Source organism: Nitrincola iocasae (assembly GCF_008727795.1).
GTDB lineage: Bacteria > Pseudomonadota > Gammaproteobacteria > Pseudomonadales > Balneatricaceae > Nitrincola > Nitrincola iocasae.
This window is the reverse complement of record NZ_CP044222.1, coordinates 3,155,957-3,181,005: the sequence shown is the minus strand read 5'-3', so window position 1 is coordinate 3,181,005 and position 25,049 is coordinate 3,155,957. Positions and strand designations below refer to the sequence as shown.

The following is a 25,049-nucleotide window of genomic DNA, read 5'->3' as shown; positions in this document are numbered from 1 at the left end:
ACTGTGAAAGTAAATGCTCGCAGTTTTCTGGTGAAGCTGCTGTTATTGTGGGTAAGCCTGTTGCCGGTATTGGTGTTTGCCAATGCCGAGGTGAAGGGTGTGCGCTCCTGGTTGGCGCCGGATAACACTCGCTTGGTGTTTGATCTCAGCGGACCGGTTGAGCATCGCCTGTTCACTCTGTCGAATCCGGATCGAATCGTCATAGATGTCAGCGATACCCGCCTGCAAACTGATTTTGATCAACTGTCTCTGGATGAGAGTCCCATCGATGCTATTCGCTACAGCCATTCCGAGGGTACCCTTCGCATTGTCCTGGACCTGAAAGATCAGGTGCGCCTACGCCCAAAGAGCTTTGACCTGCCGCCCAATGATCAGTATGGCCATCGTTTGGTGGTAGATCTTGAAAATCAGGCTGTGGCGGCTGTTTCTGCACCGGTTGTCAGTGCGACCCCGCCTGCGGATGGGCAGGGTCAGTTGCGTGATATAGTGATTGCTATAGATGCCGGGCATGGAGGTGAGGACCCGGGCGCTGTGGGGGGGAATGGTACTCGGGAAAAGGATATTGTTTTGGCTATTGCGCTGGCATTAAAACGCGTTGTCGATGCGCAGCAAGGCTACAAAGCGGTGATGATTCGTGACGGAGATTATTTTGTCAGTCTGCGTAATCGTTCCCTTAGAGCGCGCCAGGCCAATGCCGACCTGTTCATTTCAATCCATGCTGACGGCTGGAAAACGCCGAGAGCCCGGGGCGCCTCGGTGTGGGTTCTGTCAGAGCGTGGTGCCAGTAGTGAAATGGGGCGCTGGCTAGCAAGCCGTGAAAATAGTTCAGACTTGATCGGAGGGGTCGGCAGCGTCAGCCTGGAAGATAAGGATGAAGTTCTGGCCAGTGTGCTGCTGGATATGTCCATGACTGCCAGTCGTACCGGCAGTCGCGAGGTTGCCGGTATTATTCATAGCAATCTGGAGCAATTTGCGCGTATGCACAAGTCCAATGTTGAAATGGCTAACTTTGCCGTGCTGCGCTCACCCGATGTGCCGTCGATTCTGGTCGAAACCGGCTTCATAACCAATCCTCAAGAAGAAGCGCAGTTACGTACGGCTGCTTATCAGCAGCGTATGGCCCAGGCGATTTTTCAAGGCGTGAATAATTATTTTTGGCAAAAACCACCCGATATGACCTGGATAGCCTGGCACAAGCGTCAGGGGGGTACGTCCCTGGCCAGTGTTGATCGTACCCATCGTGTACAGCCTGGTGATACACTGTCTGTGATTGCTGTGCGTAATGGTGTGTCGGTGACCGCCTTGCGTGAGGCAAATCAGATCAATGGTGATCGTATTCGAATAGGTCAAGTGTTAAGGATACCTGCGGGTTGATGCAAAAAGAACCATTACAACCATCTTCAATACATCTGCTTACACCACAACTTGCTAACCAGATTGCCGCGGGTGAAGTCGTTGAGCGTCCGGCATCTGTGGTCAAAGAGCTGCTGGAAAATAGCCTCGATGCCGGTGCGCGATCAGTTACGCTTGAAGTTGAACAGGGCGGTGTCCGCCTGATACGGCTGCGTGATGATGGCTCAGGTGTCAGTAAAGATGACTTGCCCCTGGCGTTGAGTCGTCATGCTACGTCCAAAATCACCGTGCTGGAAGATCTTGAGGCTGTTATGAGCCTGGGGTTTCGGGGGGAGGCGCTGGCCAGTATCAGCTCAGTGTCGCGTTTGACGCTGACTTCACGACCCCGGCATCAGGATCAGGCCTGGTCTGTAACGGCCGAAGGGCGTGATATGGAGCCGGAAATGGCACCGGCTGCCCATCCTCATGGTAGTACCGTAGAAGTCCGCGATCTATTTTTTAATACGCCGGCACGGCGCAAATTTCTGCGCACTGAAAAGACGGAATTCAATCATCTGGAAGAGGTGGTCCGACGGCTGGCGCTGAGTCGCTTCGATGTCAGTTTTACCCTGACACATAATGCCCGGACCCTGTATCAGTTGCGTCCGGCAGTCTCGGAGCTGGAGCGCGAGCGGCGTTTATCGCAACTGCTGGGGCAGCCGTTTATTGAGCATGCGCTGGTTGTGGATATGCAAGCTGAAGCCTCGGGCTTACGTTTATATGGTTGGATTACTCAGCCGACGCACTCGCGCAGTCAAGCCGATCAGCAGTACTTTTTTGTTAATGGTCGAATTATCAAAGACAAGGTGGTCAGTCATGCGGTGCGTCAGGCCTATCAGGATGTGCTTTATAATGGCCGCCATCCGGCCTTTGTGCTGTATTTAGAGCTGGATCCGGCCTTGGTGGATGTCAATGTCCATCCGACCAAACATGAAGTCAGATTTCGTGAAAGTCGTTTGGTGCATGATTTTATCTACCGTTCCCTGCACCGCGTGATTGCGCAGATGACACCAGCAACTGTACTTGAGCAGGCCGCTCCCATACCACATCAGGCTGAGTTTGCTTCTTCGGACGCGTCGGCTCAAGCACCTGAACAGCAATTTTCACAAAATCGTTTTTACTTGCCACCTCAGACCTCTTCAGCGCCATCAGCGTCTGCGGTGCAGCGACAGATCGCCCAGTATGGGCAGCTCTATCCAGATGACCGCAATGCGGTTGTTGCCAGCGTGAATGAAGCCATGCCAGCCGATGCCGTGGACGGTACTCCACCACTGGGCTTCGCACTCGCACAGTTGCATGGCGTGTATATTCTATCCCAAAGTTCAACCGGTCTGATTCTGGTGGATATGCATGCGGCGCATGAACGTATTGTCTATGAACGTATGAAACTGGCGTTGACGGATGAGCGTCTGAGAAGTCAGCCCTTGTTGGTTCCTGTCAGCTTATCGGTCAGTCGGCGCGAAGCCGATCTGGCGGAAGAGCAGCAGGAACTCTTTGCGCGCTTGGGGTTTGGTTTGCAGCGACTGGGCGATGAAACCCTGGGTATTCGTGAAGTGCCCGTCTACCTGGCTAAGGCTGATGTGCAGCAACTGGTCAGGGATGTACTGGCAGATCTGTTTGAACTGGGTGATAGTCGTCGGATAGAAAATCATATCAATGAATTGCTCGGCACTATGGCCTGTCATGGCGCTGTGCGTGCTAACCGACAGCTGACTTTGGCGGAAATGAACGCCTTGTTGCGCGACATGGAACAAACTGAGCGCAGTGGCCAGTGTAACCATGGACGTCCGACCTGGGTGCCGTTGAGCATGACTGAACTGGATAAGTTGTTTCTGCGTGGACAATAACATGAAACCGTTGGTGGTGTGCCTGATGGGACCTACCGCTTCGGGAAAGACTGACCTGGCTATGCGCCTCGCTGATCACCTGGATGTTGAGCTGATCAGTGTTGACTCAGCACTGATCTACCGGGGTATGGATATAGGTACAGCAAAGCCTGATGCCGACACCCTGCAGCGCTATCCTCATCATCTGGTTAATATTCGTGATCCGGCTGAAAGTTATTCGGCCGCTGAGTTTCGTGAAGATGCTCTGCAATGTATCGATCAGGCGCTGTCTGCTGGACGCACCCCGTTATTGGTGGGGGGGACGATGATGTACTTCAATGCATTGCTGAAAGGTCTGGCGACTTTGCCTGCGTCTGATCCGGGCGTACGGGCTGAGCTGGACGATCGCATTGCAGCGAAGGGGATCGAAGCTTTACATAGTGCGTTGAGGGTCGTGGACCCGGTTGCTGCTGCGCGCTTGCATCCGACCGATACCCAGCGAGTCCAGCGGGCGATGGAAGTTTATGTGCTTACCGGTAAAACCCTGACGCAGCACTGGCAAGAACAGTCTCAGCAGGAGCTGCCCTTCAGGGTATTGTCTCTGGCGTTGCTGCCGGGTGATCGTGTTGCACTGCATCAACGTATCGCTTTACGCTTTGAACAAATGCTCGCAGAAGGGTTTGAATCAGAGGTGTCCGAGCTGTTCAGGCGTGGTGATCTGCATGAAGGTATGCCCTCTATGCGCTGCGTAGGTTATCGGCAGATGTGGCACTACCTGGAGGGCCATCTAGATTATGCCAGCATGCATCAGAAGGCTGTTATAGCGACACGCCAGTTAGCTAAACGGCAGTATACCTGGCTCAGAGGTTGGCCGGAATTACACATCCTGCCAGAAGAAAAACACGATATCCTCAGAGATAGCTTGATGTTGATAGAGGGTCGCGTTATATAATGCAATGGTTTTGTGCATTGCAGGTCTTGTGCGGTTGGTATAAGGTCTGCCATTGCTTAAAAGTATAATTACACTAATTTTTATGACTGAATGTTTTCAGTGAAGGAGTAAACAATGTCAAAAGGGCAGTCATTACAAGACCCTTATCTAAATGTGTTGCGCAAGGAGCGGGTCCCTGTATCGATTTTTTTGGTTAACGGTATCAAGCTTCAGGGGCAGATCGAGTCATTTGATCAGTTCGTTATTTTGCTGAAAAATACAGTCAGCCAGATGGTCTATAAACATGCCATCTCAACCGTCGTTCCTTCCCGTCCGGTGAAGTTGCCGCAGCCGGAAGATAAGCCTGAAGAGTGAGTGAACTGATTGTTTTTTGAGCGTCCGGAGTCCGGAGAACGCGCCATATTGGTGCATATTGATCTGGCCTCAGAAGCTGAGGCTGAAGATCCGAAAGAACTTGAAGAGCTTGCTCTTTCCGCTGGTGCTGACCCCATTTGCTTCATGAATGGCAGCCGCTCTGATCCGAGTCCTCGCTTTTTTCTTGGTAAGGGAAAGGTTGAGGAACTGGCGGAGTTGGTTCGCTTGCACGAAGCCGATCTGGTTATTTTTAATCACGCGCTGAGCCCTGCTCAAGAGCGTAACCTTGAGCGCGAAATCAAGTGCCGGGTGCTTGACCGTACCGGCCTGATTCTGGATATTTTTGCTCAGCGTGCACGTACCCATGAGGGTAAGTTGCAGGTTGAGCTGGCACAGCTGGAACATATGTCTACACGTCTGGTGCGTGGTTGGACTCACCTTGAGCGTCAGAAGGGCGGGATAGGGCTGCGAGGTCCGGGTGAAACGCAGCTGGAAACCGATCGGCGCTTGTTACGTGCCCGTATCAAAGCGATTCTTAAACGACTCGATAAGGTTCGGCGGCAGCGTGATCAGGGGCGTCGTGCGCGTGTCAGAGCGGAAATCGCCACAGTCTCTCTGGTTGGTTATACCAATGCAGGCAAGTCAACTCTGTTCAATCGGTTAACAACGGCGAGTGTTTATGTCGCTGATCAGTTGTTTGCCACCCTTGATCCTACGTTGCGTAAAGTGCAATTGCCGGATGTGGGCCCCATTATCTTGGCGGATACCGTCGGGTTTATACGGCACTTGCCGCATAAGCTTGTGGAAGCTTTTCGTGCTACCCTTCAAGAGACGGCTGAGGCTGACCTGTTGTTGCATGTTATTGACTGTCATGACGATGAGCGTCAGGCGCACATAGCGCAGGTTAATGATGTGTTGACTGAAATAGGGGCCGACTCGCGGCCTGTGCTGTTGGTGTATAACAAAATAGATCTGTTGGATGACTTTTCTGCACGGATAGATCGTGATGAGGAAGGCACACCGGTTCGGGTCTGGTTATCTGCTGAGACAGGTGAGGGTGCTGAGCTGCTGTTGCAGGCGGTGAATGAGCGTCTGTCCGGGTTGATGTTTGAAGATGTTTTGCAATTAAGTCCATCAGAAGGTCAGCTTCGCTCTTTGCTTTACACAAAAGATGCTGTGTTGAATGAGCGGATTGATGAGGATGGCCGTATTAGTCTTCAGGTGCGTATACAGCAGAAGGATTTTCGTCAGCTATTGAGTCGACTGGATATTCCGGCGGAACGATACCTGCCGGTTAGGGTCGATAATGAATAGCGGTTGCATCCATGTAGCGCGCCTCATAGAATTTCATTTTTTTAATTAAGTTGTTTTTAAAGCGGAGAACACTATGGCTTGGAATGAGCCTGGCGGAAATGGTAAGAACCATGACCCCTGGAGCAGCGGCGGTGACAAAAATCCCGGCGGTGGTAAGCGTAACGGTGGCGGTAACAATGATCAAGGGCCTCCTGATCTGGATGAGGCGCTGCAAAAGTTGCAGGATCGTTTAAATGGGCTGTTTGGGAGTAAGAAAGACGGCTCTGGTAACAGTGGCGGTACTGGTAGCTCCGGTGGCGGCAAGGGCGGCAGCTTTACACTCGTGGGTATCGTGGCGGTTCTGGCTCTGGTTGTCTGGGCCGGTATGGGCTTTTATACGGTAGATCAGCAGGAACGTGGTGTCGTGCTGCGATTGGGTAAATTCCACAATGTGGTAAACCCTGGTCTGCAATGGAACCCGCCGCTCATTGACGAGGTGAATAAGGTCAATGTCACTCAGGTGCGTATCCATGATCATCGTGCGTTGATGTTGACGGAAGACGAAAATATCGTTGATGTCGATATTAGTGTGCAGTACGTTGCTGAAAATCCGGAGTTTTTTACTCTCAAGGTGAGAAATCCTGAAGTCAGTCTTGCGCAAGCATCAGAAGCGGCATTGCGTCAGGTTGTCGGTGGTTCTGATATGAACTCTATTCTGACTGAAGGTCGCCAGATCATGGCGATCTCTGTGCAGGAGCGTTTGCAGCGTCATATGGATAACTACGAAACCGGTATTCGTATCTCTGGTGTTAACGTCCGTAATGCCCAGGCACCAAGCCAGGTTCAGGATGCCTTTGATGACGTGATCAAGGCGCGTGAGGACGAGCAGCGTTCGAAAAACGAAGCTGAAGCCTATGCTAACAGCGTAGTTCCAGAAGCACGCGGTAATGCTCAGCGTATGTTTGAAGAAGCCAGTGCCTATCGTGAAGAGGTGGTTGCCAGAGCCAATGGTGAGTCGCAACGTTTCCTGGCGCTCTTAACTGAATATCGTCAGGCGCCAGATGTTACCCGTGAACGCCTCTATATCGATATGATGCAGAATGTGCTGACCAATACGCCGAAAGTACTCATGGATGTTGAGAGTGGTAGCAATAATGTTATGTTCCTGCCGCTGGACAAGTTGATGGAACAGCAGCGCGGAACGTCGGGCGCCTCAACCCGAAGCAGTAGTGCTGAGATGAATCTGCGTCAACTGAATGATCAGGTTACGGAACAGGCGCGAAATCGTCAGGCCGGCAGTCTGAGGGAGGGTCGATAAGATGAAATCCAATTCAGTAATAGTGCTGGTTGTTGCACTGATCGCAGTCTGGCTGGTGTCTGAATCAGTTTATATTGTCAAAGAAACCGAGCGTGCGGTGAAGCTGCAATTCGGCGAAATTGTCGAGCCGGATATCGAACCAGGTTTGCATTACAAAATTCCATTTGTGAATACGGTGCGCAAATTTGAGTCGCGTCTGATCACCATGGATTCCAGACCTCAGGCATTTCTGACGCTGGAAGCCAAGCGTCTGATTGTTGACTCGTTCATTAAGTGGCGCATCTCTAATGTGCAAAAGTATTACACCGCAACCTCAGGTGATGAAGACCGGGCCAACAGCCTGCTTTCCAGTCGAATTGAGACTAACCTGCGTAATCAGTTTGGTGAACGTACTTTGAATCAGGTTGTATCCGGTGAACGTGAAGAGCTGATGGACCAGGTCAATCAGGCGTTGAGTCTGGTAGCGCAGGATGAGCTGGGTATTGAGATAGTCGATATCCGTATCAAGCGTATCGATCTGCCCACAGAGGTTTCAGCATCAGTTTATGATCGTATGCGTTCTGAACGTTTGCGTCTGGCACGTGAGTTGCGAGCACGTGGTATGGAACTGGCTGAAGGTATTCGTGCGGATGCGGATCGTCAACGTACCGTTATTACCGCGAATGCATTCAGCGCTGCTGAAATCGTTCGCGGTGAAGGGGATGCTGAGGCCGCTAATATCTATGCTAACGCTTTTACGCAGGATGCAGAGTTCTACGCTTTCATGCGTAGTCTGGATGCCTACCGCGAGTCCTTTAATGGCAGCGGTGATGTGATGGTGCTTGAACCGAAGAGCGACTTCTTCCGTTACTTACAGAACCCAATGGTTCAGTAAGTAGGCTAACAAGTACGCTAGCGTATGACTAAAGCAGGTGCCAATGGCACCTGCTTTCATGTTAGAATTCGTTAACCGGGTCAGGGCCCGGTTTTTTTATGTACAGGATGTGCGCTATGCTGCGGGTGCAGGGATGTACAGAGAGTGGCGATGACAAGAGGAATGATGCATGGCACTGGCAGATAGATGGTTGCTGCCTGAAGGTATAAAAGAACTGCTGCCTCCTCAGGCCCGTCAAGCGGAACTGATGCGCAGACGTATACTGGATTTGTATAACAGCTGGGGCTATGAATTAGTGATGCCGCCATTGGTTGAGCATCTGGAATCCCTGTTAACGGGTACCGGTCGTGATTTGGATCTGATTACGTTCAAGTTGACTGATCGTCAGAGTGGTCATGCGCTGGGCATTCGTGCTGATATTACTCCCCAGGTCGCACGTATAGATGCGCACAGACTGCGCACTGAAGGTGCCAGTCGCTTGTGCTATTGTGGCTCGGTAATTCACACCCATGCCGCGCATATGCTTGCCAGCCGTAATCCGCTGCAGGCCGGTGCAGAACTGTATGGTCATGCGGGTATTGAAAGCGATGCGGAGATCATTGCCTTGATGCTGGAAACACTTCACGCCGCCGGTATCAGTGATGTGCTGACGTTGGATCTGGGGCATGTGGGTCTGTTTCGTGCGTTGGTTCGGGAAGCCGGTCTGGATCAGGAGCAGAAAGATCAGTTCATTGACTTGCTGCAGCGCAAGGCGATGCCTGAAATAGCCGTTTTTATTGAAACACTTCCGGTCAGCGAAACGCTGCGTAAACAGTTGTCGGTTCTGCCAAGTTTGCATGGTACTGTAGAGGTACTGGCTAAAGCGCGTGATTGCTTCAATCAACCAGAAGCACGTCAGGCCATTGATTATCTGGCACAGTTGGCAGCCCTGATTCAGCAGCGCTATCCGACGGTGCGTTGTTACTTTGACTTGGCCGAGTTGCGTGGATACCACTACCATACCGGTGTGGTGTTTGCCGCTTATACACCCAGCTATGGTCAGTCGCTTGCCAAGGGCGGGCGCTATGATGAGATAGGTGAGGATTTTGGTCGAGCGCGTCCGGCTACTGGCTTCAGTACTGATTTGAGTACGCTTATCGATCTTGCGGGTGTGACGGCTGAGGCTGAAAAGGCCATACTTGCACCTGCCGATGTTTCAGATTCGGCGCTTCAGGATAGAGTTCGTACGTTACGACAGCAAGGTTATCGTGTCATTCAGATGCTGGATGGCCTGCCTGTACCGGCATCATGTGATCGTCGGCTGGAAAACCAGGGTGGAGAGTGGCAGATCAAGCCGCTCTGATTTATTAACACTTTTATGAGTACATGAGACAGCAATGGGTAGAAACGTCGTTGTTCTGGGCACCCAGTGGGGTGATGAAGGAAAAGGTAAAATCGTCGATCTTTTGACTGAAAAGATTGCCGCGGTGGTACGTTTTCAAGGCGGTCACAATGCTGGCCATACGCTGGTAATCGATGGAAAGAAAACCGTACTCCATCTGATTCCTTCCGGGATCCTCCGGGAGAATGTACTCTGCCTGATTGGTAATGGCGTGGTGCTTTCTCCGGAAGCCTTGCTAAAAGAGATCGCAGAACTGGAAACCACCGGTATCCCGGTCAGTCAGCGTTTGCGTTTAAGTCCGGCTTGTCCTTTGATTCTTCCGTCTCATGTGGCTCTGGATCAGGCGCGTGAACTGGCGCGTGGTGAATCTAAAATTGGAACCACCGGTCGTGGTATCGGTCCAGCTTACGAAGATAAGGTCGCTCGCCGTGGTTTACGCTTAGGCGATATCCGTGATGCTGATCTGTTTGCTGCAAAGTTGCGTGAATTGCTTACGTTTCACAACTTCATGCTGCAACAGTATTATGGCGTGGAGCCGGTCAGTTTTGGTGCTGTGTTAGCTGAATGCATGGAAATGTCCAAGAAACTGCTGCCGATGATTGCCGATGTAACCACTATTCTGCATGACTTGCGCCGTCAGGGTGCCAGCATCATGTTTGAAGGTGCACAGGGTTCCTTGTTGGATATTGACCACGGTACCTATCCCTATGTGACCTCGTCTAATACCACCGCAGGTGGCACGTCTACCGGTAGTGGTTTTGGTCCGCTCTACCTCGATTATATTCTCGGTATCACCAAAGCCTACACTACACGTGTCGGTGGCGGTCCTTTCCCGACAGAGTTGTCTTGTGGAATCGGCAAGCAGTTGGCTGAAAAAGGTCACGAGTTTGGTGCGACCACCGGGCGTGCACGTCGTTGCGGTTGGTTTGATGCTGTAGCGCTGAAGCATGCCATCGAGATCAACTCGATTTCGGGTTTGTGTCTGACTAAGCTGGATGTGCTCGATGGTCTGGAGCAGATAGGCATTTGTACTGGCTATGAAGATGCGCAGGGTCAACCGGTCTATTCACTCAGTGGCAGTGAAGATTATGAAGCGATTACGCCCGTGTATGAGATGATGCCAGGCTGGAGTGAGTCGACAGTGGGTGCTAAAACGGTTGAAGACTTGCCTGAGAATGCGCGTGCGTATATTCGTCGGTTGGAAACGCTGGTAGGTGCACCGGTTGATATTATTTCAACTGGTCCTGACCGTAATGAAACGATTGTGTTGCGCGATCCGTTTAACTGATCGATGAAGCAACCACTGCCAGAGTAAGCTCGCTGGCAGTGGTTGTTTTGACTTATCCGACTGTCTGAATCGTTTTGATCAGCAGTTTAAACATTTTCGGATTGGCCGCTACCAGATTGCCAGTTTGGCGATGAGCATTACCACCCTTGTAATCACCCACTAAACCACCCGCTTCCTGAATCAGCAGTATGCCTGCATCCATATCCGCTTCGCTCAGATCCGCTTGAAAGAAGCCATCCAGTCGGCCTGCGGCGGTATAGGCCATATTCAGTAGCGCAGATCCGCTGCTAAACAGATTGGCACCGGCTGTGGAGATGTGGCTTAACAGGCGCTGATGTTCTGCAAACGCCTGGTCACGATCGGTAGCAGAGACAAACCCACTTCCCAGTAGTGCCTGCAGCAGGTTTTTGTTGTTGCTGACACGTAAGCGGCGTCCGTTAAGCTGTGCACCATTACCACGGCTGGCGGTGAATTCTTCGCCGGTTACCGGATTGATGACCACGCAGTGTTCGATGCGGCCATTGATGCGACCGGTCAGGCTGAGTGCATAAACCGGTAGAGCGTTGGAGAAGTTGAGCAGGTTGTCGACTGGGCTGATATGCCAGTCGCATACCACCGGACCTTCACCTGTTGCTTTGTAGTTGCCACTGAAATCTCCCTGCACCGTGTGGTGTGGGTAAGCTTTCTGAATGGACTGAGCTATGCTCCGCTCAACCTGTGAACAGGTTTCGCTAATGAATTCAGCCGCACTGGACTGTTCGGATTTGATCAGATCAAGGCGTTCTGCCGCGCGGGCAATCTGTTCTCCGCCAAGGCGGGCAGCACGAAGTGCGATATTTACTATCGGTTGCATCAGGTTAAGCGTCCAGTTTTGTTCAAGAGCAAAGCGCCATTATACTGAAGTGGCGGTTGCTTATCTATTCATGTGGGTTTTTTTCATGTTCTTGGTATTGGTGCATGGCTGGGGTGGTGGTATCGCTTTGCTGTGACACGCTTTGCATCATCCCTGATCGCTCGGCAGCCGCCTTCCCTGGCGGCTGACGGTCACACCAAAGCGATACCACCACCCCGCTGAGAGTTCGGTGCCACCTGATGATTTAGGATCGATGTGTTGATCAGTTTTTCATCGCTGGACAATTTGATGTTGTTGGTGGAGTATACTGAGTAAATTTAGGGTAATAAAAAGTGCCAGCCTAACACCATATTTTTAGATTTTGCTTACGCACTTTTGGGCAAGGTAGGATTAATGCAATATTATTTATTCGAAGAATATTTTGGCACTTAGAGAGTAAAGATCAGTGCTAAATGACGAACAACAGCGAGTTTATGAATGGCTGAATGATGATCTCAGCCTTTCAGTCTTTGCCGAGGCGTATAAAGGTGCTGCAATTTTAATAAATCAGAGGTCAGCAGGTTACGTCTCCTTTGTTGCCCATGTTGGTCGGGACTTGATGAACCGTCTTGCATCTACTGTTGCTGGCATCAAATCGGAGCGCGTTCAATATCAGCAGCATATCGACAAATTACAGGGTGGCTGGCGTGAGGAGTGGCGGTTAACTAATGAGTTTTCGTCTGAAGTGGCCGAGAAAGGACACCTGATTCCCATCGATGTATGTCAAAAAATCTCTACACTGATTGATGAGCACAAATCTGGCCGCATGCGAAGTTCAGAGGCTGATGGCTTGTTTTTCAGCACATTTCTCGATTACTCCGATAGAGACAAGATACCCGATAATTTTCTTTCAGAATGGAAAGCTGCAAAAGAATGGTTTCTTGGTCATGCACATCTTCGGGACAAACCCTTTCGTGAAAATATCGGCAATGACTTAGAAAAGCATTTCAATTGTCTGGATGGGTATCTCTACATAGCAGCCAGTAGTCAATATGATCGACTTAAGGACTTAAATGAAATCCTGGACGCCACCAACCAATGAGATGATAGATAAAGTAATGGCTTCCGTTAAAAAAGAGACGGATCGACAGTACTTTTTCTCCAGGCTAAATAACCCTCTCTGGGTAGAACCACTGCGACAACGTGGCTATTTTAGCAGCCCCCCCGGTTTGAAACAGCTGCGTGACGGGTATGTGCAATATCCACATTGGCCAGAACTGAGCTATTTATTGACCATTACAGAGGAGGTACCAGATCAAGTAGTCGAAATTATTTTATCTCTGCCGAAAACAGATAACCCTCGGGTTTATGATGATGTCCTTGCAATAGCACTTAAGCTAGAAGGGCGGCAATCCGCAGAGTTGTACCCGAAGCTTAATGAATACATTGAACTTGATAATCCGTTCCTTGCTCATCGTTATCCTGAATTACTTAAGCATTGGATGGCGCAAGGTAACATTGCCGAATCGCTTAAAGTAACGAAATCACTGGTTTCCTTTCGGGAAGACCCAAAAGCTCGTGAAAAAGAGCTACTTCGCAAAAAAAATCCAAAGTCTTTAGTATCCTTACTAGAACCTATACCCCGCTTTCAACAATGGGAATATCAGCAAATCCTGGAAAATGGTGTTCGCCCCTTGGCCGAGCATGAGCCCTATCAGGTTTCCCGCATCCTGATTGATGCGGTGGCAAGCATGATCAGGCTGGGAATTTATCAGGAAGATTTCGAAAAAGGGAGCGGACAGGATTATTCGGAAATCTGGTGCCGGAGGCTGGATAAGCCAGATCGCGAGTATCAAGATGTAAAAGGAACTCTAGTGCAGACGCTGGCTTATGCCTGCGAGCAGGTTTATGACAAAGCTCCGGAATCCATTGACTCCCTGGACCAGGCATTGCGAAATCATCGTTGGAGGGTGTTCACGCGGCTGCGGCAGCTCCTTTATGCATCTAATCTGAATGATAAGACCCTCCCATGGATACGTGAGCAAATCCTTGGACATGATGACTACTCTAAATGGGAGCACCACTACGAATTCCAATTGATGATCCGTAAGGCAAGTGAGCGTTTCGGCCTCCGCTTGCTCAGCGAGGACGAACGAAAAAGAATATTCGATGGTATTCTCAGTGGACCTTCGACAGATGATTATCGTGCTTGGATGGGCGAGAGTTACACTGATGAGAGTTTTCAACAACATCAACGCTACTTTCATCGCATGCAGCTACGCCCCTTCGCTGTTCTGCTGAGCGGGGATGTCCAACGTTATTTCGATGAGCTGGTAGGTGAAACACTGGATGAAACTGTTACTGATGACAGCTATTTACCCTATGGTGAGGTAACCGGCGGTACGATCAGCTATAGGAGTCCGAAGTCTGTCAAGGATCTAGAGAGCTTTACGGATGAAGAGCTTCTATCCTATCTAAACGACTGGGACGAAGAGTGTCGGGACAAAGACAACTCGCTGATTGAGATCAATATATCTGCGCTGGCTGATGTCTTTCAGTCCCTTTTCAAAAAGCAGATTATGCCTGATGTCGAGCGACTGGATTTCTGGCTGGCGAGCGGTGACAGGATTGCTCGGCCAGTCTATGTCGCTGCCATGCTCAAGGCCATGATCGAGGTCGTCAAGGAAAGGAATTTCGAAAACCTGGACCGGTGGATTTCATTTTGTACATGGATCTTGTCTCATCCAGACATCCAGCGAGTAGAAGGACAACCCGAACCCCAAGACGAATCACGCGTCCACCCCGATTGGGGCAGTTCGCGCCGAGCCGTAGTTGATTTTATTGATGCATGTGTGAAAAAGGATACGGATGCGCCAATTACCGCAAGGGATGGACTTGGGGTTATGCTTCGACAAGTGTGCAGTCAATTTGATTGGCGGCTCGACCAGGATTGTCCAGTGCTGCTTAATCGTAACGATCCCATTACTGAGGCTATCAACAACACCCGTAGTCGGGCACTCGAGTCCCTTGTTAATTTTGGCTTCTGGGTTCGCCGTCATTTTCCAGAAGATCATGTCTCGGAAGTGACCGATATCCTCACAAGACGTATAGCAGAGGATGCTGATATTAAGTTAACTGCGCCTGAGCATGCGCTAGTGGGGATGCACTTCGGAAACCTTTGTACTCTCAATCCGGGTTGGGCTAATCTGCAACGAAAAATCTTATTCCCTCAAGCAAATGAAGCTGTTTGGCGGAGTGCCTTTTGTAGCTTTATACGCTTTAATCGTCCAGTCAAGCTGACGTTTGAAATTCTGAGGGGTGATTTTGAACACGCAGTAGCGAACCTGAGCATCCTGTCAACCGAAGAAGGCAGTGGTAAGGATATTGTCGACAGACTAGGTCAGCACCTTTTCGCCTACTACCTTTGGGAGGTCTACTCTCTAACGGGTCATGAAAGCCTGCTTGAGCGTTTTTACGATATGACTAAAAACGACCGTGAACGCTGGAGTCAGCTTTTCGATCATGTTGGTCGATCACTGAAAAATAGCGGTAGGCAACTGGATAAGACATTGACTGCTCGCATTATCGCATTTTTTGATTGGCGCTTTGAAGCTGCTGAGCCGCTAGAACTTCAGGAATTTACCTTTTGGCTGGAAGCCGAATGCCTCGAACCTGACTGGCGTTTGCAATCGTACTCGAAGATTCTTGATCTTGATCTTGAACAGGGAAAGGGTATTGGGCTTTCCATTCAGGTAAGAGCCTTAAATAATCTGCTCCCAAATCACTTAGCTTTAGTTGTCGAATGCTTTGCTAAAATCACGGATACCATGGATCAAGGTACACAGATATATATTTTAGACGAGGAAGCTAAACCTATCTTGAAAGCGGGCCTAAAATCTGAAGACCAGGAGGTCTGCAATAATGCTGTACGTGCTCAAGAAAACTTGTTGCGGTTAGGCTGCTTTGATTATCTGGAGGTTTAATGAATGAGGGCTTGTGATGGCTTGCGTTAGTGCGTCAAGCGAAGCTTGATGCATCTTACAGGGTGAAAGTCCCTGTCAGGTAAGGGTTAACCACCCATCTATATCGAGTGTTGCGCGTTGTGCGGAGTCTGAAATCAGGAATATTTGTGTGGCAGGAAGCACGGATGAATAAGCAACGTGAAGCGTACACAGAGAATCATATAGGCCACGGGGGCTGTCGTGGCCCTGACGTGCCGGTATCGCCCGATAATAAAGTGAGTTCTGACTGACGAGGTTTGTAACGCCATCGAAGTCCATGCAAACCAGCCGCCTTGGTGAGGCTGTGATGAGTCAGAGATGTTCCACAGGGGACGTGGTAGGGAAGTCCAGCGTAACAGCAGGCCGACGATAGACGACAAGCTGGTCCAGCAGGGCGTCAGCCTGATCCTGTAAAGCACTGGGAACAGGACTTTCGCGGTTATCGGCCCAATAACAGTGCTCATCAGACGGTTCATAGCTTAGGACTGAACCTGCAATGCAAAGGCTATGGTTACATCGTGGAGGCCGACATCAAAGGTTTCTTCGACAATATGGATCTCGACTGGATGAAACGTATGTTGGTCCACCGGATCGATGATGATGCCCTACTGAGCCTGATTGGTCAGTGGCTAAAAGTGCGGATTAAATCACCGGAAGGAGAATACACTAAGCCTAGCAGTGGTAGCCCACAGGGAGGGGTGATTAGTCCGATTCTGGCGAACATCTATCTGCACTGTGCGCTTACCTGGGGTTCGAGTTTTACTGGGGCAAGGACGTCAACGGTTAGCCTCGGTTGAGGCAGCGAACGGCATCGAAGAAGCTGAAGGTGACGATGAGCGAGTACTACCGCAGGATCAAATACAAACAGTCTACAGCACTGAGGGAGTGGCTCCTGTGAGCGCTCGGGGCATACTTCTGACAGCGCTGATGCATTGCAATCGAATGAGTATATAGCCACAGTTCCATGGTAATAGAGTGCGATATTCTACAACGGAATCAAAGTGTTATAGATCCTGCTTTTATCGGTAATGACTGCCTCTGTGAAGTTTTGCCTAATCGAATCACCTTGTGCAGAAATTCAGATGGGCTGCAGGTGCAGGGTAGGGCCTCTAAAGATGATGTTCACACAGTTGAAAAATCATCTGGTTTGCGCTAGATTTTGATATTCAAAGGACTATCACATAATCAAGGAGAAGATTAAATGCTTATATTGACCCGCCGCGTTTGCGAGACATTACTGATTGGCGACGATGTGACAATTACTGTATGAATCGTACCGGGTTTTGTGGAGGCAGTTTGCTTTAAGTCAGGCCGCTATAGCCTGACCAGTTTGGTGCTGATAGTAGTTTGCCTCAGCTTCCGCTGGAGGTATATACCCAATCGAACCCAGTAGCCGTTGATGGTTGTACCAATGCACCCATTTCAGAGTAGCCATTTCAACGGCTTCACGGCTCTTCCATGATTGGCGGTGGATCACCTCAGCCTTGTACAAGCCATTGAGGGTCTCAGCCAATGCATTGTCGTAGCTGTCTCCTTTACTGCCCACAGAAGGCTCTATATTGGCCTCGGCTAGGCGCTCAGTGTATCGGATGGAAACATACTGGCTACCTCGGTCACTGTGATGGATCAGCCCCCCCCCGGCCCGATGTGGTTGTCGTTCATGCAAGGCCTGCTTGAGTGCATCCAGAACGAAATCAGTCTGCATACGGTTGCTGACCCGCCAACCCACAATTCGACGCGCAAAGACATCGATCACAAAAGCCACATAGAGCCAGCCCTGCCAGGTCGAGACATACGTGAAATCCGATACCCACAACTGGTTGGGCTGATCAGCATGGAAATAGCGCTTAACCCTGTCTTGTGGGTAGGCGGCTTTATCATCAGGTACCGTGGTGCGGACAGCTTGGCCTCGACGCACACCCTGTAATCCAAGACGCTGCATCAGGCGCCTCACGGTGCATCGAGCCACCTCAACCTGCTCCTGTAGAAGCTGCTTCCAGACCTTAACTACATCGTAGCATTGCATGTTGTCATCCCAGACACGCTGGATTTCAACACAGAGCTGGTCATCCCGTTTACTGCGGTCAGGGCGCAACTCAGGATCACGAGCTCTGGCGACCTGCTTGCAGTAACCCGACGGAGCAATCTGTAGGATTCGACAGATCGGCTCGACTCCGTATTGGTCACGATACTCATCAACAAAAGCAATCAATGTTTGGTACGGCGGTCGAGCTCCGCCTTGGCAAAATAAGCACTGGCGAGTCGAAGAATTCCATTGGCTCTGCGCAGCTCTCGATTCCCACGCTCAAGCGCTTTCATGTGCCTTTGCTCATCAGTGGTTTGACCAGAGCGCTGACCTGTATCCGTCTGATGGCGGCGTAACCAGCCGTGAAGGGTCTGAGGGAAACAACCAATCTTGGGTGCAATGGACTCAATAGCGGCCCACTCAGATGGATAATCATTAAGGTGTTCTTGAACCATACGCACGGCACGCTCACGAACTTCGGGGGAGTATCTGTTAGAGTTTTTCATAGCCTTATTCTCTCAAAGAAATAGGCCTCCACGAAAGCCGGTACGATTCAATAATCTCTACCAGGTCTTTGAGTGATCGTGCTAATCGATCCATTCGCCAGACCACTAGAGTGTCGCCCTTGCGAAGTGTACGAAGACACTGCGTCAATTCTGGTCGCTCTCGAAGCTTGCTTGTGATTTTTTCCTGATATATCTGTTCACATCCGGCTTGAATGAGGGCATCGAGCTGCAGATCTGAGTGCTGGTCTTGGGTGCTGACCCGAGCATAACCAATAATCATAAAAAAACGTACCTAATCTGTTTATAGATTGTTGTACGGGAATATGATCATAAAAACAATGATTATTGAGTGTTTTTGGTGTGGAAAGGTGAGTGTCCAACAAGCGGTGGTTTTTTTGTAATCCTTCATACCCCTACAACAATGTTTATCGAGAATTTGTAGCTCACCATCTATTGCGTAATCGAGGTCAGCAACGAATAGAAAGACGTTAACACGGAGTTTTTTCCTAGGACTCACATTAGCGAGCATTTTTACAGAGCCCAGTTTAGGGAATCTATCAGGAAATCACTTTGATGAGACAAAATGTATTAGGATGACTAAGATCAACCTTTCTATGGATTTAGTAAGTAGGGGTGTACTGGTCAACTAAAACCGGACACTTTTTTTAGCTCGTTTTCATAGTCCACCGGTGACCGATCACCGTTGGCCGTATGTAATCTTTCCAGGTTGTAATAACGCATGTATGCTGCCACGTCATTTCTCATATGCTGCCGTGTGGGCTGTGGGATTTTCAGTAGCCAATCATGCTTCAGGCTCCCAAAGAAGCGCTCTACAACGGCATTATCCCAACACGCACCCACGTCTCCCATGCTGGCCCGCATGTTGTAATCGGCCAACAGTTTACGATACCGACGACTCGTGTACTGAGAGCCTCGGTGGCTGTGGAACACCAGCCCAGGTGGAGGGTTCCGCAAATTAAACGCTTTCATCAGCGATTTACTGACAAGATCGGTCGTCATGCGCTTATCTATATGCCAGCCGACTATACGGCGGGAATATAAGTCCATTACCACCGCCAGATACATCCAGCCTTCTCCAGTTCGGCAATACGTCACATCACCAGCCCACACCTGATTCGGCCCTGTGGGATTAAAATTCTGATTCAACAAGTTATCAGCGACCGCATCGCTGAATTTGCGCTTGGTGGTCACTTTGTAGGCCACGCGCTGATGTACAATCAGGTTCATTTGCTCCATGAGTTTACGTACCCGATAGCGACCAATTTTAAAGCCTTCTCCGCGTAGTTTTTTCAACATCTCTCGGCTCCCCAAGCTTGAACGACTGCGCTTAAACAGCTTTTTCATCCGGCGTCTAAGCGTCAACCCTTCAGCCGGTATAAGCTTGCCAGGCCGTTTTTGCCAGTCATAGTAGGCCGAGCGGCTCACACCCATTACCTGGCAAAGAACAGCAACTGGGTAATGGGTTGATTCAGCCGCGATGAAATCAAACTTTACTTCATTTCTTTCGCGAAGAAGGCTGAAGCCTTTTTTAAAATCTCCTTTTCCATCCGCAGGTTACGGTTCTCTTTGCGTAACCTAAGCAGTTCTTCTCGTTCGGTCTCAGTGACTTGGTTGCCACTGTTTTTAGCTTCTAGTTTATCTTTCCAGCGATAAAGCATATTCGTATTAATACCCAAGGATTTGGCCGCCTCTGGAATCGTATAACCTTGATCTGTGACCAACGCCACGGCTTCTTCTTTGAACTCTGCCGAGTACTGTTTGTAGGTTCGTTTCTGACTCATAATGACACCTCAATAGCTGACTGATATTGTCGCTAATTAAAGTGTCCGGATCTATTAGACCAGTTCAGGGTGTGTAAATTTAATTTCGACTAATGTATAAATATAGTAAATAAGCACATTCATTTAAGCAGGATTGGCTAAGAGTGAATGACGTCGAAAAGATCGAAATTAGGAGAGCTACACTAGACTTCCCTAAGTTTTAGGGCTTCTAAACCAGACTATTCTTTATTAAGGACTACCCAATGAGCCCAAACCTGAAGATCGAAAACGTAATTGTTTATAAGCGACGCCCCCTACTAGAAGACGACAACAAAGGATTTCTCACCCCTCTGCTCTCTGTGACTGAGGACGGAGAGCTCCAATATATCGACAAATCAGACTATCCCTCCGACATATTTGTTTCACAAGCTTATCAATCAATCGATAAAGCCTATGCAGAGCATGAGCCGTTCCTACTGAGCGTCCACTTTCGGGACGATGAAAAAACTGAATCAGTGGGTGAAAAAAGGTACTGGACAGACGGTAAGCATGCTAAATCACTTCCAGCCGGGTATTTAATCCCCGTCGTGAATACGATACTGCCGCCAGCGGAATCAAGCCGTCTTCCTTCTGGACTTAAAGCACCTAAAACTCCATTTTTTATAAAGGATGGTCAACAAGGAAGCTTGTTCGGATTATTCATGGCTACAGATGAGGGTGAGAACGGCCAACTGCTTGAGCCAAGATCTTCTAATGCGCTCAATTACGCTTCACACGCAGTAGCCAAATTCGATCATAACGAGGTCAGAGACAGCCTTGTTGAACTATCGATTAACGGAGTACTGAAAATATTTGTGTCTACGTTGAAACATCTGTCTCAGCACACTTATGAAACTTATGACTATATGAGCAATTCAAAGTTGATTACTTACTTCAACGGCATGCAGGCGGGAAAGAAGAATACATTTCTCAGTAAGCGTGAGGCTGATAAGTTAAAACAAGGCATTGCTCAGTTCGAGCGCCAAAACCTGAACATTAAGGGCAGTCCCCACCTAGATCGATTAAAGACCGTTCTTGATGAGTATCTAGCTGCTACTGATACGGGCCACCAAATTGTCAGAGATTACTTTGAGTCCTCCAAAGGTAAAATATTCCTCGAGGATTATGTTGCCAAGAACAAGGATGCACTTCTGAGTGATCAAATCAGCAAAATCGAAGAAGATGCAAAAAAGCAAGAAACCGAGGCCAAACGACGAATCGAGCAAATTGAGGCTCAAATCGCGAAAAAGCAAAGCGAGCTGAAAACGGTTGGAGATGAGGTTACGCAAGCACGACGTGATGCAGAAGTAACAATACAGATTATCAAGGAAGAGACTGAAGTTACTCGCAGGGAAAATCTCAAGGAGCTGGAGTCCGAACTTCAAGCCGGGATTGAAAAACTTGAACAACAACGGGATGAAATTGCCGATGATGTAGCTAGCAGGCTACAAACACTCCAGTTAGTAGAGCAAGTTGAAGACCTAAATACTGAGATCAGGGTACTCGAACGAGAGATCACTAAACGGAAGGGGGAAAACGAGGAGCTCAATAAAGCTCGAAAATCAGTCGAGGATACTTTGAAGCATAGTGACCTAGCTGCCAAGGTCGGTGAGATGGCTGTTGTCAGCAGAGTCCTCAAAGGCGGATCAGTTACGAGCAATGAATCGAGTAAGTTCAAGCCCCTTCAATTTGCAAGTGAAAAGCCTAGTTCGGCTACAGAAGTCGTAGACTCGGTTCGTAGTCATTTAGATGAAGACTATGGCAAAACTTTCTCTGATGTCGAAATGGCTAACCTGCTTCTCAGCACCACTCAGTCGTTTCTTACAGTGCTAGCAGGGCCGCCGGGGGTCGGTAAAACTTCTTCTGTTGTCCGTCTCGCTGATGGCCTTCAATTGGGCGACTCATCCAATGATAAAAACTTTCTCTATATGCCCGTTGCTCGTGGCTGGGTTTCTGGCCGGGATATCCTCGGATTCTATAACAGCCTCAATAACTCCTACCAAAGAGCCCGTACTGGCCTCTATGACTTCCTGAACAATCCGGTGGATGAAACGAACGATAGTTTACGGCTGGTGCTGCTCGACGAAGCCAATCTTAGTCCGATGGAGCACTACTGGTCTGATTTCATCGGTATGTGTGATAAAGAAGGCCGCCATCGTCCTATTGTTACGGGTCGTCCAGAAAAAGGGAGTGATCTGCTCAAAGTGGCCAGGAATGTGCGGTTTGTCGCGACCATCAACCATGATGCGACAACAGAGCGATTGTCCCCTCGGCTGATCGATCGTGTTCCAATTATCTCGCTTGATAATGATGATAGTTCCAAGAACGACTTTGCTACGGGCCTGAAACTCAATGGCGCATTGAACTACGATCTCTTTGAAAAGTACTTCACAACGGAAGATGCGGAACTTTCTTCAGTTCTCGAAGATAAACTCAATACGATCATCAATCTCCTTGGTGAACGTGATCCCGCACTAGGTCAGCCGGTCTCTATCTCTCACAGGAAGGTTGCGGCGATTACTGAGTATTTTGGTGCAGCGATGGACGGCAATCTCATGGATGCGACAACCGCCTTCGACTTCGCCCTCAGTCAGCATATCCTCCCGCATATTGAGGGCTACGGATCGAAGTTCAGAGTCAGAGTTGAGAAGCTGCAGAGCGAAATCGGCTCTAGTTATACACGATCCTCACGCCATCTAGAGCGCATTCTGGCCAGCGGCAATGACATGACCGGCACCTACTCATTTTTCTAGGAGGTCGAGATGGAACTTGAACTCTTAATACTAGATGGGAAAAGATCAGGAGAGGTCGTAACCTTGCCGGATATTGAGCAACCGATACAGGAGAATTTGCCATGGGTGCTCGAGGATGAACGAATAGAGTTTCGTCTTCGAGTCCCACGACACTTTTCAAACGCGACACTTGAACTGTACCAACATGCAATTGAGGCGACTCATCGCGAATATCCTGATGCAGCGGAAACCACAGAGTTTGTATGGACGCCTAAAACTTCGAATTATCGAACTGAGAAACTTTTCAGTAACTACTTCGGAATCTCCGAGCTAACGGTACTTTTACATAATGAGGCGGGAGAAGCGGTTGAGCTAGCAGCGTTTCAGCCCCTACAAGTGGCAGCTAAAGCGACTTCTGCAGAAAATGTCGAGCGAATGTTTGAATACCTGGCGGGCCTATCTAGCGATGCTTTGCATTCGGTCTTCAGTGCCACAAGGCACAGCGCCGGATTCAGTGAGGGTGCTGTTTCGCCTGCTCACACGTTAGAAAGGATCGAGCGATCGATTGAGCTGCTAGTGGATTCAATGCCTATCATCATCAACAAGCCAATCACGCGACTCGTACCCAAGCAGCGAATGGTTTCGCCGACTGGTGGCGAGGAGATGGATGATTCAACCATAGGGTGGTTGCTCGAGAATCTTTCTGTTTTGGAGCCCGATGAAAATCCGGATCAGGCACATATCCTCTATGAAGGTGAGCATTTCAGAGCATCTAGCTTGAGAATGCCGGTGCTACTCGAAAACCCTGATGTCTACGAAAACTGGATAATTCACGGTTATGTAGATCTTCTTCTCAGGGAGGCACAGCAACTGGCTCAGAAGTACCAGCGTGAGTTCAGGGCAGGAAACCTAAGCGCACAGCTACCCAAAGGCTATATCTCATTTTTTGATAAAGTATCGAAGTTCAAGTCCCATCTTATGGGGGCTCACATAACACGAATCGACAGGCTCATTGATAACCTTAAGCAGATCAAGGGGCACTTAGATACGCGCCTACCCGTCTCTAGGCCCCTGAATGAGCGGCCAATTATCACACCTAAGACACGCAGCAACCATGTCTACATGGAAGTCTTTATTGATATCATCAAATGGCATCAACGTGGGACTCTTGACTGGTCGGCTTACGAGAACCTGTTTGCCATACAGAGCATCCCTGATCTCTTTGAAGCATATTGCTATTTCCGGGTTGTTCAGAGCGTAAATATCTACTTCAATCCGGCTCTTGCGAGCAGTGATTCAACACCAAATCTTGAAACTGTATTCACAGATCCGAAAGGCACTCAGCTCATTGTAGAGCGAGAGCCCATCTACTGGACTCCTTTGAATTCAGCTCAGCATCGGCATGGGTTGGTAAATAGCGAGGCCTACTCCATCAAGGATAAATCTTACTTTAGGGAGCGGGGTCAGTTTTGGATTAACTCCAAGCGAGTGCCTGATATTGTGATTCAGTTAATAGACTCTGAGACAGGGGATATTCGGCTACTAGTAATGGATGCTAAATACACGAACCGTAACTGGGCATTCGTAAACTATCTTCCAGAGTTGACAATGAAGTATGTCCATGGGATACACCACCCTAACCAGAAGACGCCAACAGTTAACTCCTTAACGATACTCTACACCGAAAAGGAATTAGGTGATTTAGCGAGCTATCATCATGGCGAAATGGGTATTCATGGGACTAACCCTGTATCACCCAACTTGCAAAGTGTTGGTTTGATACTCGGTGCCAAGCGCGACACCGATCCGCTACAAAAACTCGTGACAAGATTGCTCGAGATAAACGGTGTTAAGCGCACGGGTTTGACTCTAGTAACTAAAAGTAGAGAGGTGGCATAGCCACCTCAGTGCTTTAAATGAATCGGCACCTGTACGCTAGAGATTTAGTATTTGTAGCGGACTAGTGTTCCACTTACTTTCGTCCCAAGTGCGCACTCTGCCCCCAAAGTGAACACCTATTCTGGTGCAAAGTGAACATTTTTGCCCGATTTCCAGAATCAGTGTTCACTTAATTCCAGAATGCCTTCTCCGCGTTGATTGTTATCACTGATAACCTATTCATTTTCAGATGGATACGGTTATGACCAGACAGAGAACATCCATGCGTAAACTTCGTGAAATCCTTAGGTTACGGTTGCATGCTGGCCTATCCGTTCGTCAAGTCCGCGATAGCCTGCGTGTCAGCGTCGGTGCCATCCAAAAAGTAACGAGTTCAGCCGAACAGCAAGATCTCAATTGGGAAACCATTTGTACTCTTGATGATAGCGCACTGGCACGGCTAATCTATCCGAAAGCACAGTCCTCAGGTGCAAATAAATTAGTCAATTTTTCATTTAAGCTTTTCACTTGATTGAAGTGTAACTTTATTTATATTGAGTTTATCAATATAAATAG

The 25,049-nt window shown here is 49.2% G+C and carries 19 protein-coding genes, 1 pseudogene and 1 other annotated feature; of the genes and pseudogenes, 16 read left to right on the top strand and 4 right to left on the bottom strand.

Features of this window, described 5'->3' with window-relative positions; translation table 11 throughout:
* Positions 1–3 precede the first annotated feature (3 nt).
* The 9 genes from F5I99_RS14620 to F5I99_RS14580 all read left to right on the top strand — a co-directional run bounded on the left by F5I99_RS14620 (position 4) and on the right by F5I99_RS14580 (position 10,678).
* Positions 4–1,374, top strand: a complete 1,371-nt coding sequence (locus tag F5I99_RS14620; protein ID WP_225307428.1) for an N-acetylmuramoyl-L-alanine amidase — start codon at positions 4–6, stop codon at positions 1,372–1,374.
* Positions 1,374–3,239, top strand: coding sequence for a DNA mismatch repair endonuclease MutL (gene mutL / locus F5I99_RS14615; protein WP_151057248.1), 1,866 nt, complete (start codon positions 1,374–1,376; stop codon positions 3,237–3,239). The genes F5I99_RS14620 and mutL overlap by 1 nt, the downstream gene beginning before the upstream one ends.
* 1 nt (position 3,240) lies before the next feature.
* Positions 3,241–4,170 (top strand): tRNA (adenosine(37)-N6)-dimethylallyltransferase MiaA, encoded by a 930-nt coding sequence (gene miaA / locus F5I99_RS14610; protein ID WP_151057246.1) that lies wholly within the window; start codon positions 3,241–3,243, stop codon positions 4,168–4,170.
* A 114-nt stretch (positions 4,171–4,284) separates the two neighbouring features.
* A complete protein-coding gene (hfq, locus tag F5I99_RS14605) occupies positions 4,285–4,524 on the top strand; it encodes an RNA chaperone Hfq (RefSeq protein ID WP_036519535.1) in 240 nt (79 codons plus the stop codon).
* A gap of 9 nt (positions 4,525–4,533) precedes the next feature.
* Positions 4,534–5,838: a ribosome rescue GTPase HflX gene (gene hflX / locus F5I99_RS14600; protein WP_151057244.1), complete on the top strand. Its 1,305-nt coding sequence runs from the start codon at positions 4,534–4,536 to the stop codon at positions 5,836–5,838.
* A gap of 73 nt (positions 5,839–5,911) precedes the next feature.
* Positions 5,912–7,135: an FtsH protease activity modulator HflK gene (gene hflK, locus F5I99_RS14595; RefSeq protein WP_151057242.1), complete on the top strand. Its 1,224-nt coding sequence runs from the start codon at positions 5,912–5,914 to the stop codon at positions 7,133–7,135.
* Between the two features lies 1 nt (position 7,136).
* The gene (gene hflC, locus F5I99_RS14590; protein ID WP_151057240.1) at positions 7,137–8,009 is read left to right on the top strand and encodes a protease modulator HflC; all 873 of its coding nucleotides are present in this window, start codon (positions 7,137–7,139) and stop codon (positions 8,007–8,009) included.
* A gap of 169 nt (positions 8,010–8,178) precedes the next feature.
* Entirely contained in the window at positions 8,179–9,351 is a 1,173-nt protein-coding gene (locus tag F5I99_RS14585) for an ATP phosphoribosyltransferase regulatory subunit (protein WP_151057238.1), read from the top strand.
* A gap of 34 nt (positions 9,352–9,385) precedes the next feature.
* Positions 9,386–10,678 carry an adenylosuccinate synthase gene (locus F5I99_RS14580; RefSeq protein WP_151057236.1) on the top strand — a complete coding sequence of 431 codons (1,293 nt, stop codon included), beginning with the start codon at positions 9,386–9,388 and terminating at the stop codon, positions 10,676–10,678.
* Between the two features lie 52 nt (positions 10,679–10,730).
* Here the strand turns inward: F5I99_RS14580 and F5I99_RS14575 are convergent, their stop codons facing one another.
* Positions 10,731–11,531 carry an inositol monophosphatase family protein gene (locus tag F5I99_RS14575; RefSeq protein WP_225307426.1) on the bottom strand — a complete coding sequence of 267 codons (801 nt, stop codon included), beginning with the start codon at positions 11,529–11,531 and terminating at the stop codon, positions 10,731–10,733.
* A 445-nt stretch (positions 11,532–11,976) separates the two neighbouring features.
* Between F5I99_RS14575 and F5I99_RS14570 the strand changes: the two genes are divergently transcribed.
* The 4 genes and pseudogenes from F5I99_RS14570 to F5I99_RS19990 all read left to right on the top strand — a co-directional run bounded on the left by F5I99_RS14570 (position 11,977) and on the right by F5I99_RS19990 (position 16,781).
* Complete coding sequence (locus F5I99_RS14570; protein WP_151057234.1) at positions 11,977–12,612, top strand: hypothetical protein; 636 nt, start codon at positions 11,977–11,979, stop codon at positions 12,610–12,612.
* Positions 12,584–15,493, top strand: coding sequence for a hypothetical protein (locus F5I99_RS14565; protein ID WP_191905864.1), 2,910 nt, complete (start codon positions 12,584–12,586; stop codon positions 15,491–15,493). The genes F5I99_RS14570 and F5I99_RS14565 overlap by 29 nt, the downstream gene beginning before the upstream one ends.
* Before the next feature lie 446 nt (positions 15,494–15,939).
* A pseudogene (locus F5I99_RS14560) lies at positions 15,940–16,308 on the top strand (reverse transcriptase domain-containing protein); the annotation flags it as partial.
* Positions 16,309–16,712: 404 nt separating this feature from the next.
* A complete protein-coding gene (locus F5I99_RS19990) occupies positions 16,713–16,781 on the top strand; it encodes a carbon storage regulator (RefSeq protein WP_151059227.1) in 69 nt (22 codons plus the stop codon).
* A gap of 36 nt (positions 16,782–16,817) precedes the next feature.
* Here F5I99_RS19990 and F5I99_RS14550 read toward each other — a convergent pair.
* The 3 genes from F5I99_RS14550 to F5I99_RS14540 all read right to left on the bottom strand — a co-directional run bounded on the left by F5I99_RS14550 (position 16,818) and on the right by F5I99_RS14540 (position 19,845).
* Positions 16,818–18,043, bottom strand: a protein-coding gene (locus F5I99_RS14550) for an IS3 family transposase (protein WP_407670306.1) whose coding sequence is annotated in 2 segments (ribosomal slippage) — positions 16,818–17,755 and positions 17,755–18,043 — 1,227 coding nt in all. Because the reading frame shifts where the segments join, the coding sequence is not laid out codon by codon here.
* Positions 17,649–17,765 (bottom strand) — a sequence feature (AL1L pseudoknot). It overlaps the preceding gene by 117 nt.
* Positions 18,044–18,047: 4 nt before the next feature.
* Positions 18,048–18,323, bottom strand: a complete 276-nt coding sequence (locus F5I99_RS14545) for a recombinase family protein (RefSeq protein WP_151057230.1) — start codon at positions 18,321–18,323, stop codon at positions 18,048–18,050.
* Between the two features lie 362 nt (positions 18,324–18,685).
* A protein-coding gene (locus F5I99_RS14540; protein ID WP_151057228.1) for an IS3 family transposase occupies positions 18,686–19,845 on the bottom strand; the annotation gives its coding sequence in 2 pieces (ribosomal slippage) (positions 18,686–19,581 and positions 19,581–19,845; 1,161 coding nt in all).
* A gap of 242 nt (positions 19,846–20,087) precedes the next feature.
* Here F5I99_RS14540 and F5I99_RS14535 point away from each other — a divergent pair.
* From F5I99_RS14535 to F5I99_RS14525, 3 genes are all read left to right on the top strand, one after another.
* A complete protein-coding gene (locus F5I99_RS14535) occupies positions 20,088–22,616 on the top strand; it encodes an AAA family ATPase (RefSeq protein ID WP_151057226.1) in 2,529 nt (842 codons plus the stop codon).
* A 9-nt stretch (positions 22,617–22,625) separates the two neighbouring features.
* Positions 22,626–24,494 carry a hypothetical protein gene (locus F5I99_RS14530; protein WP_151057224.1) on the top strand — a complete coding sequence of 623 codons (1,869 nt, stop codon included), beginning with the start codon at positions 22,626–22,628 and terminating at the stop codon, positions 24,492–24,494.
* Positions 24,495–24,735: 241 nt separating this feature from the next.
* Positions 24,736–25,005: a hypothetical protein gene (locus F5I99_RS14525; RefSeq protein ID WP_191905863.1), complete on the top strand. Its 270-nt coding sequence runs from the start codon at positions 24,736–24,738 to the stop codon at positions 25,003–25,005.
* The last annotated feature ends 44 nt before the right edge of the window (positions 25,006–25,049 follow it).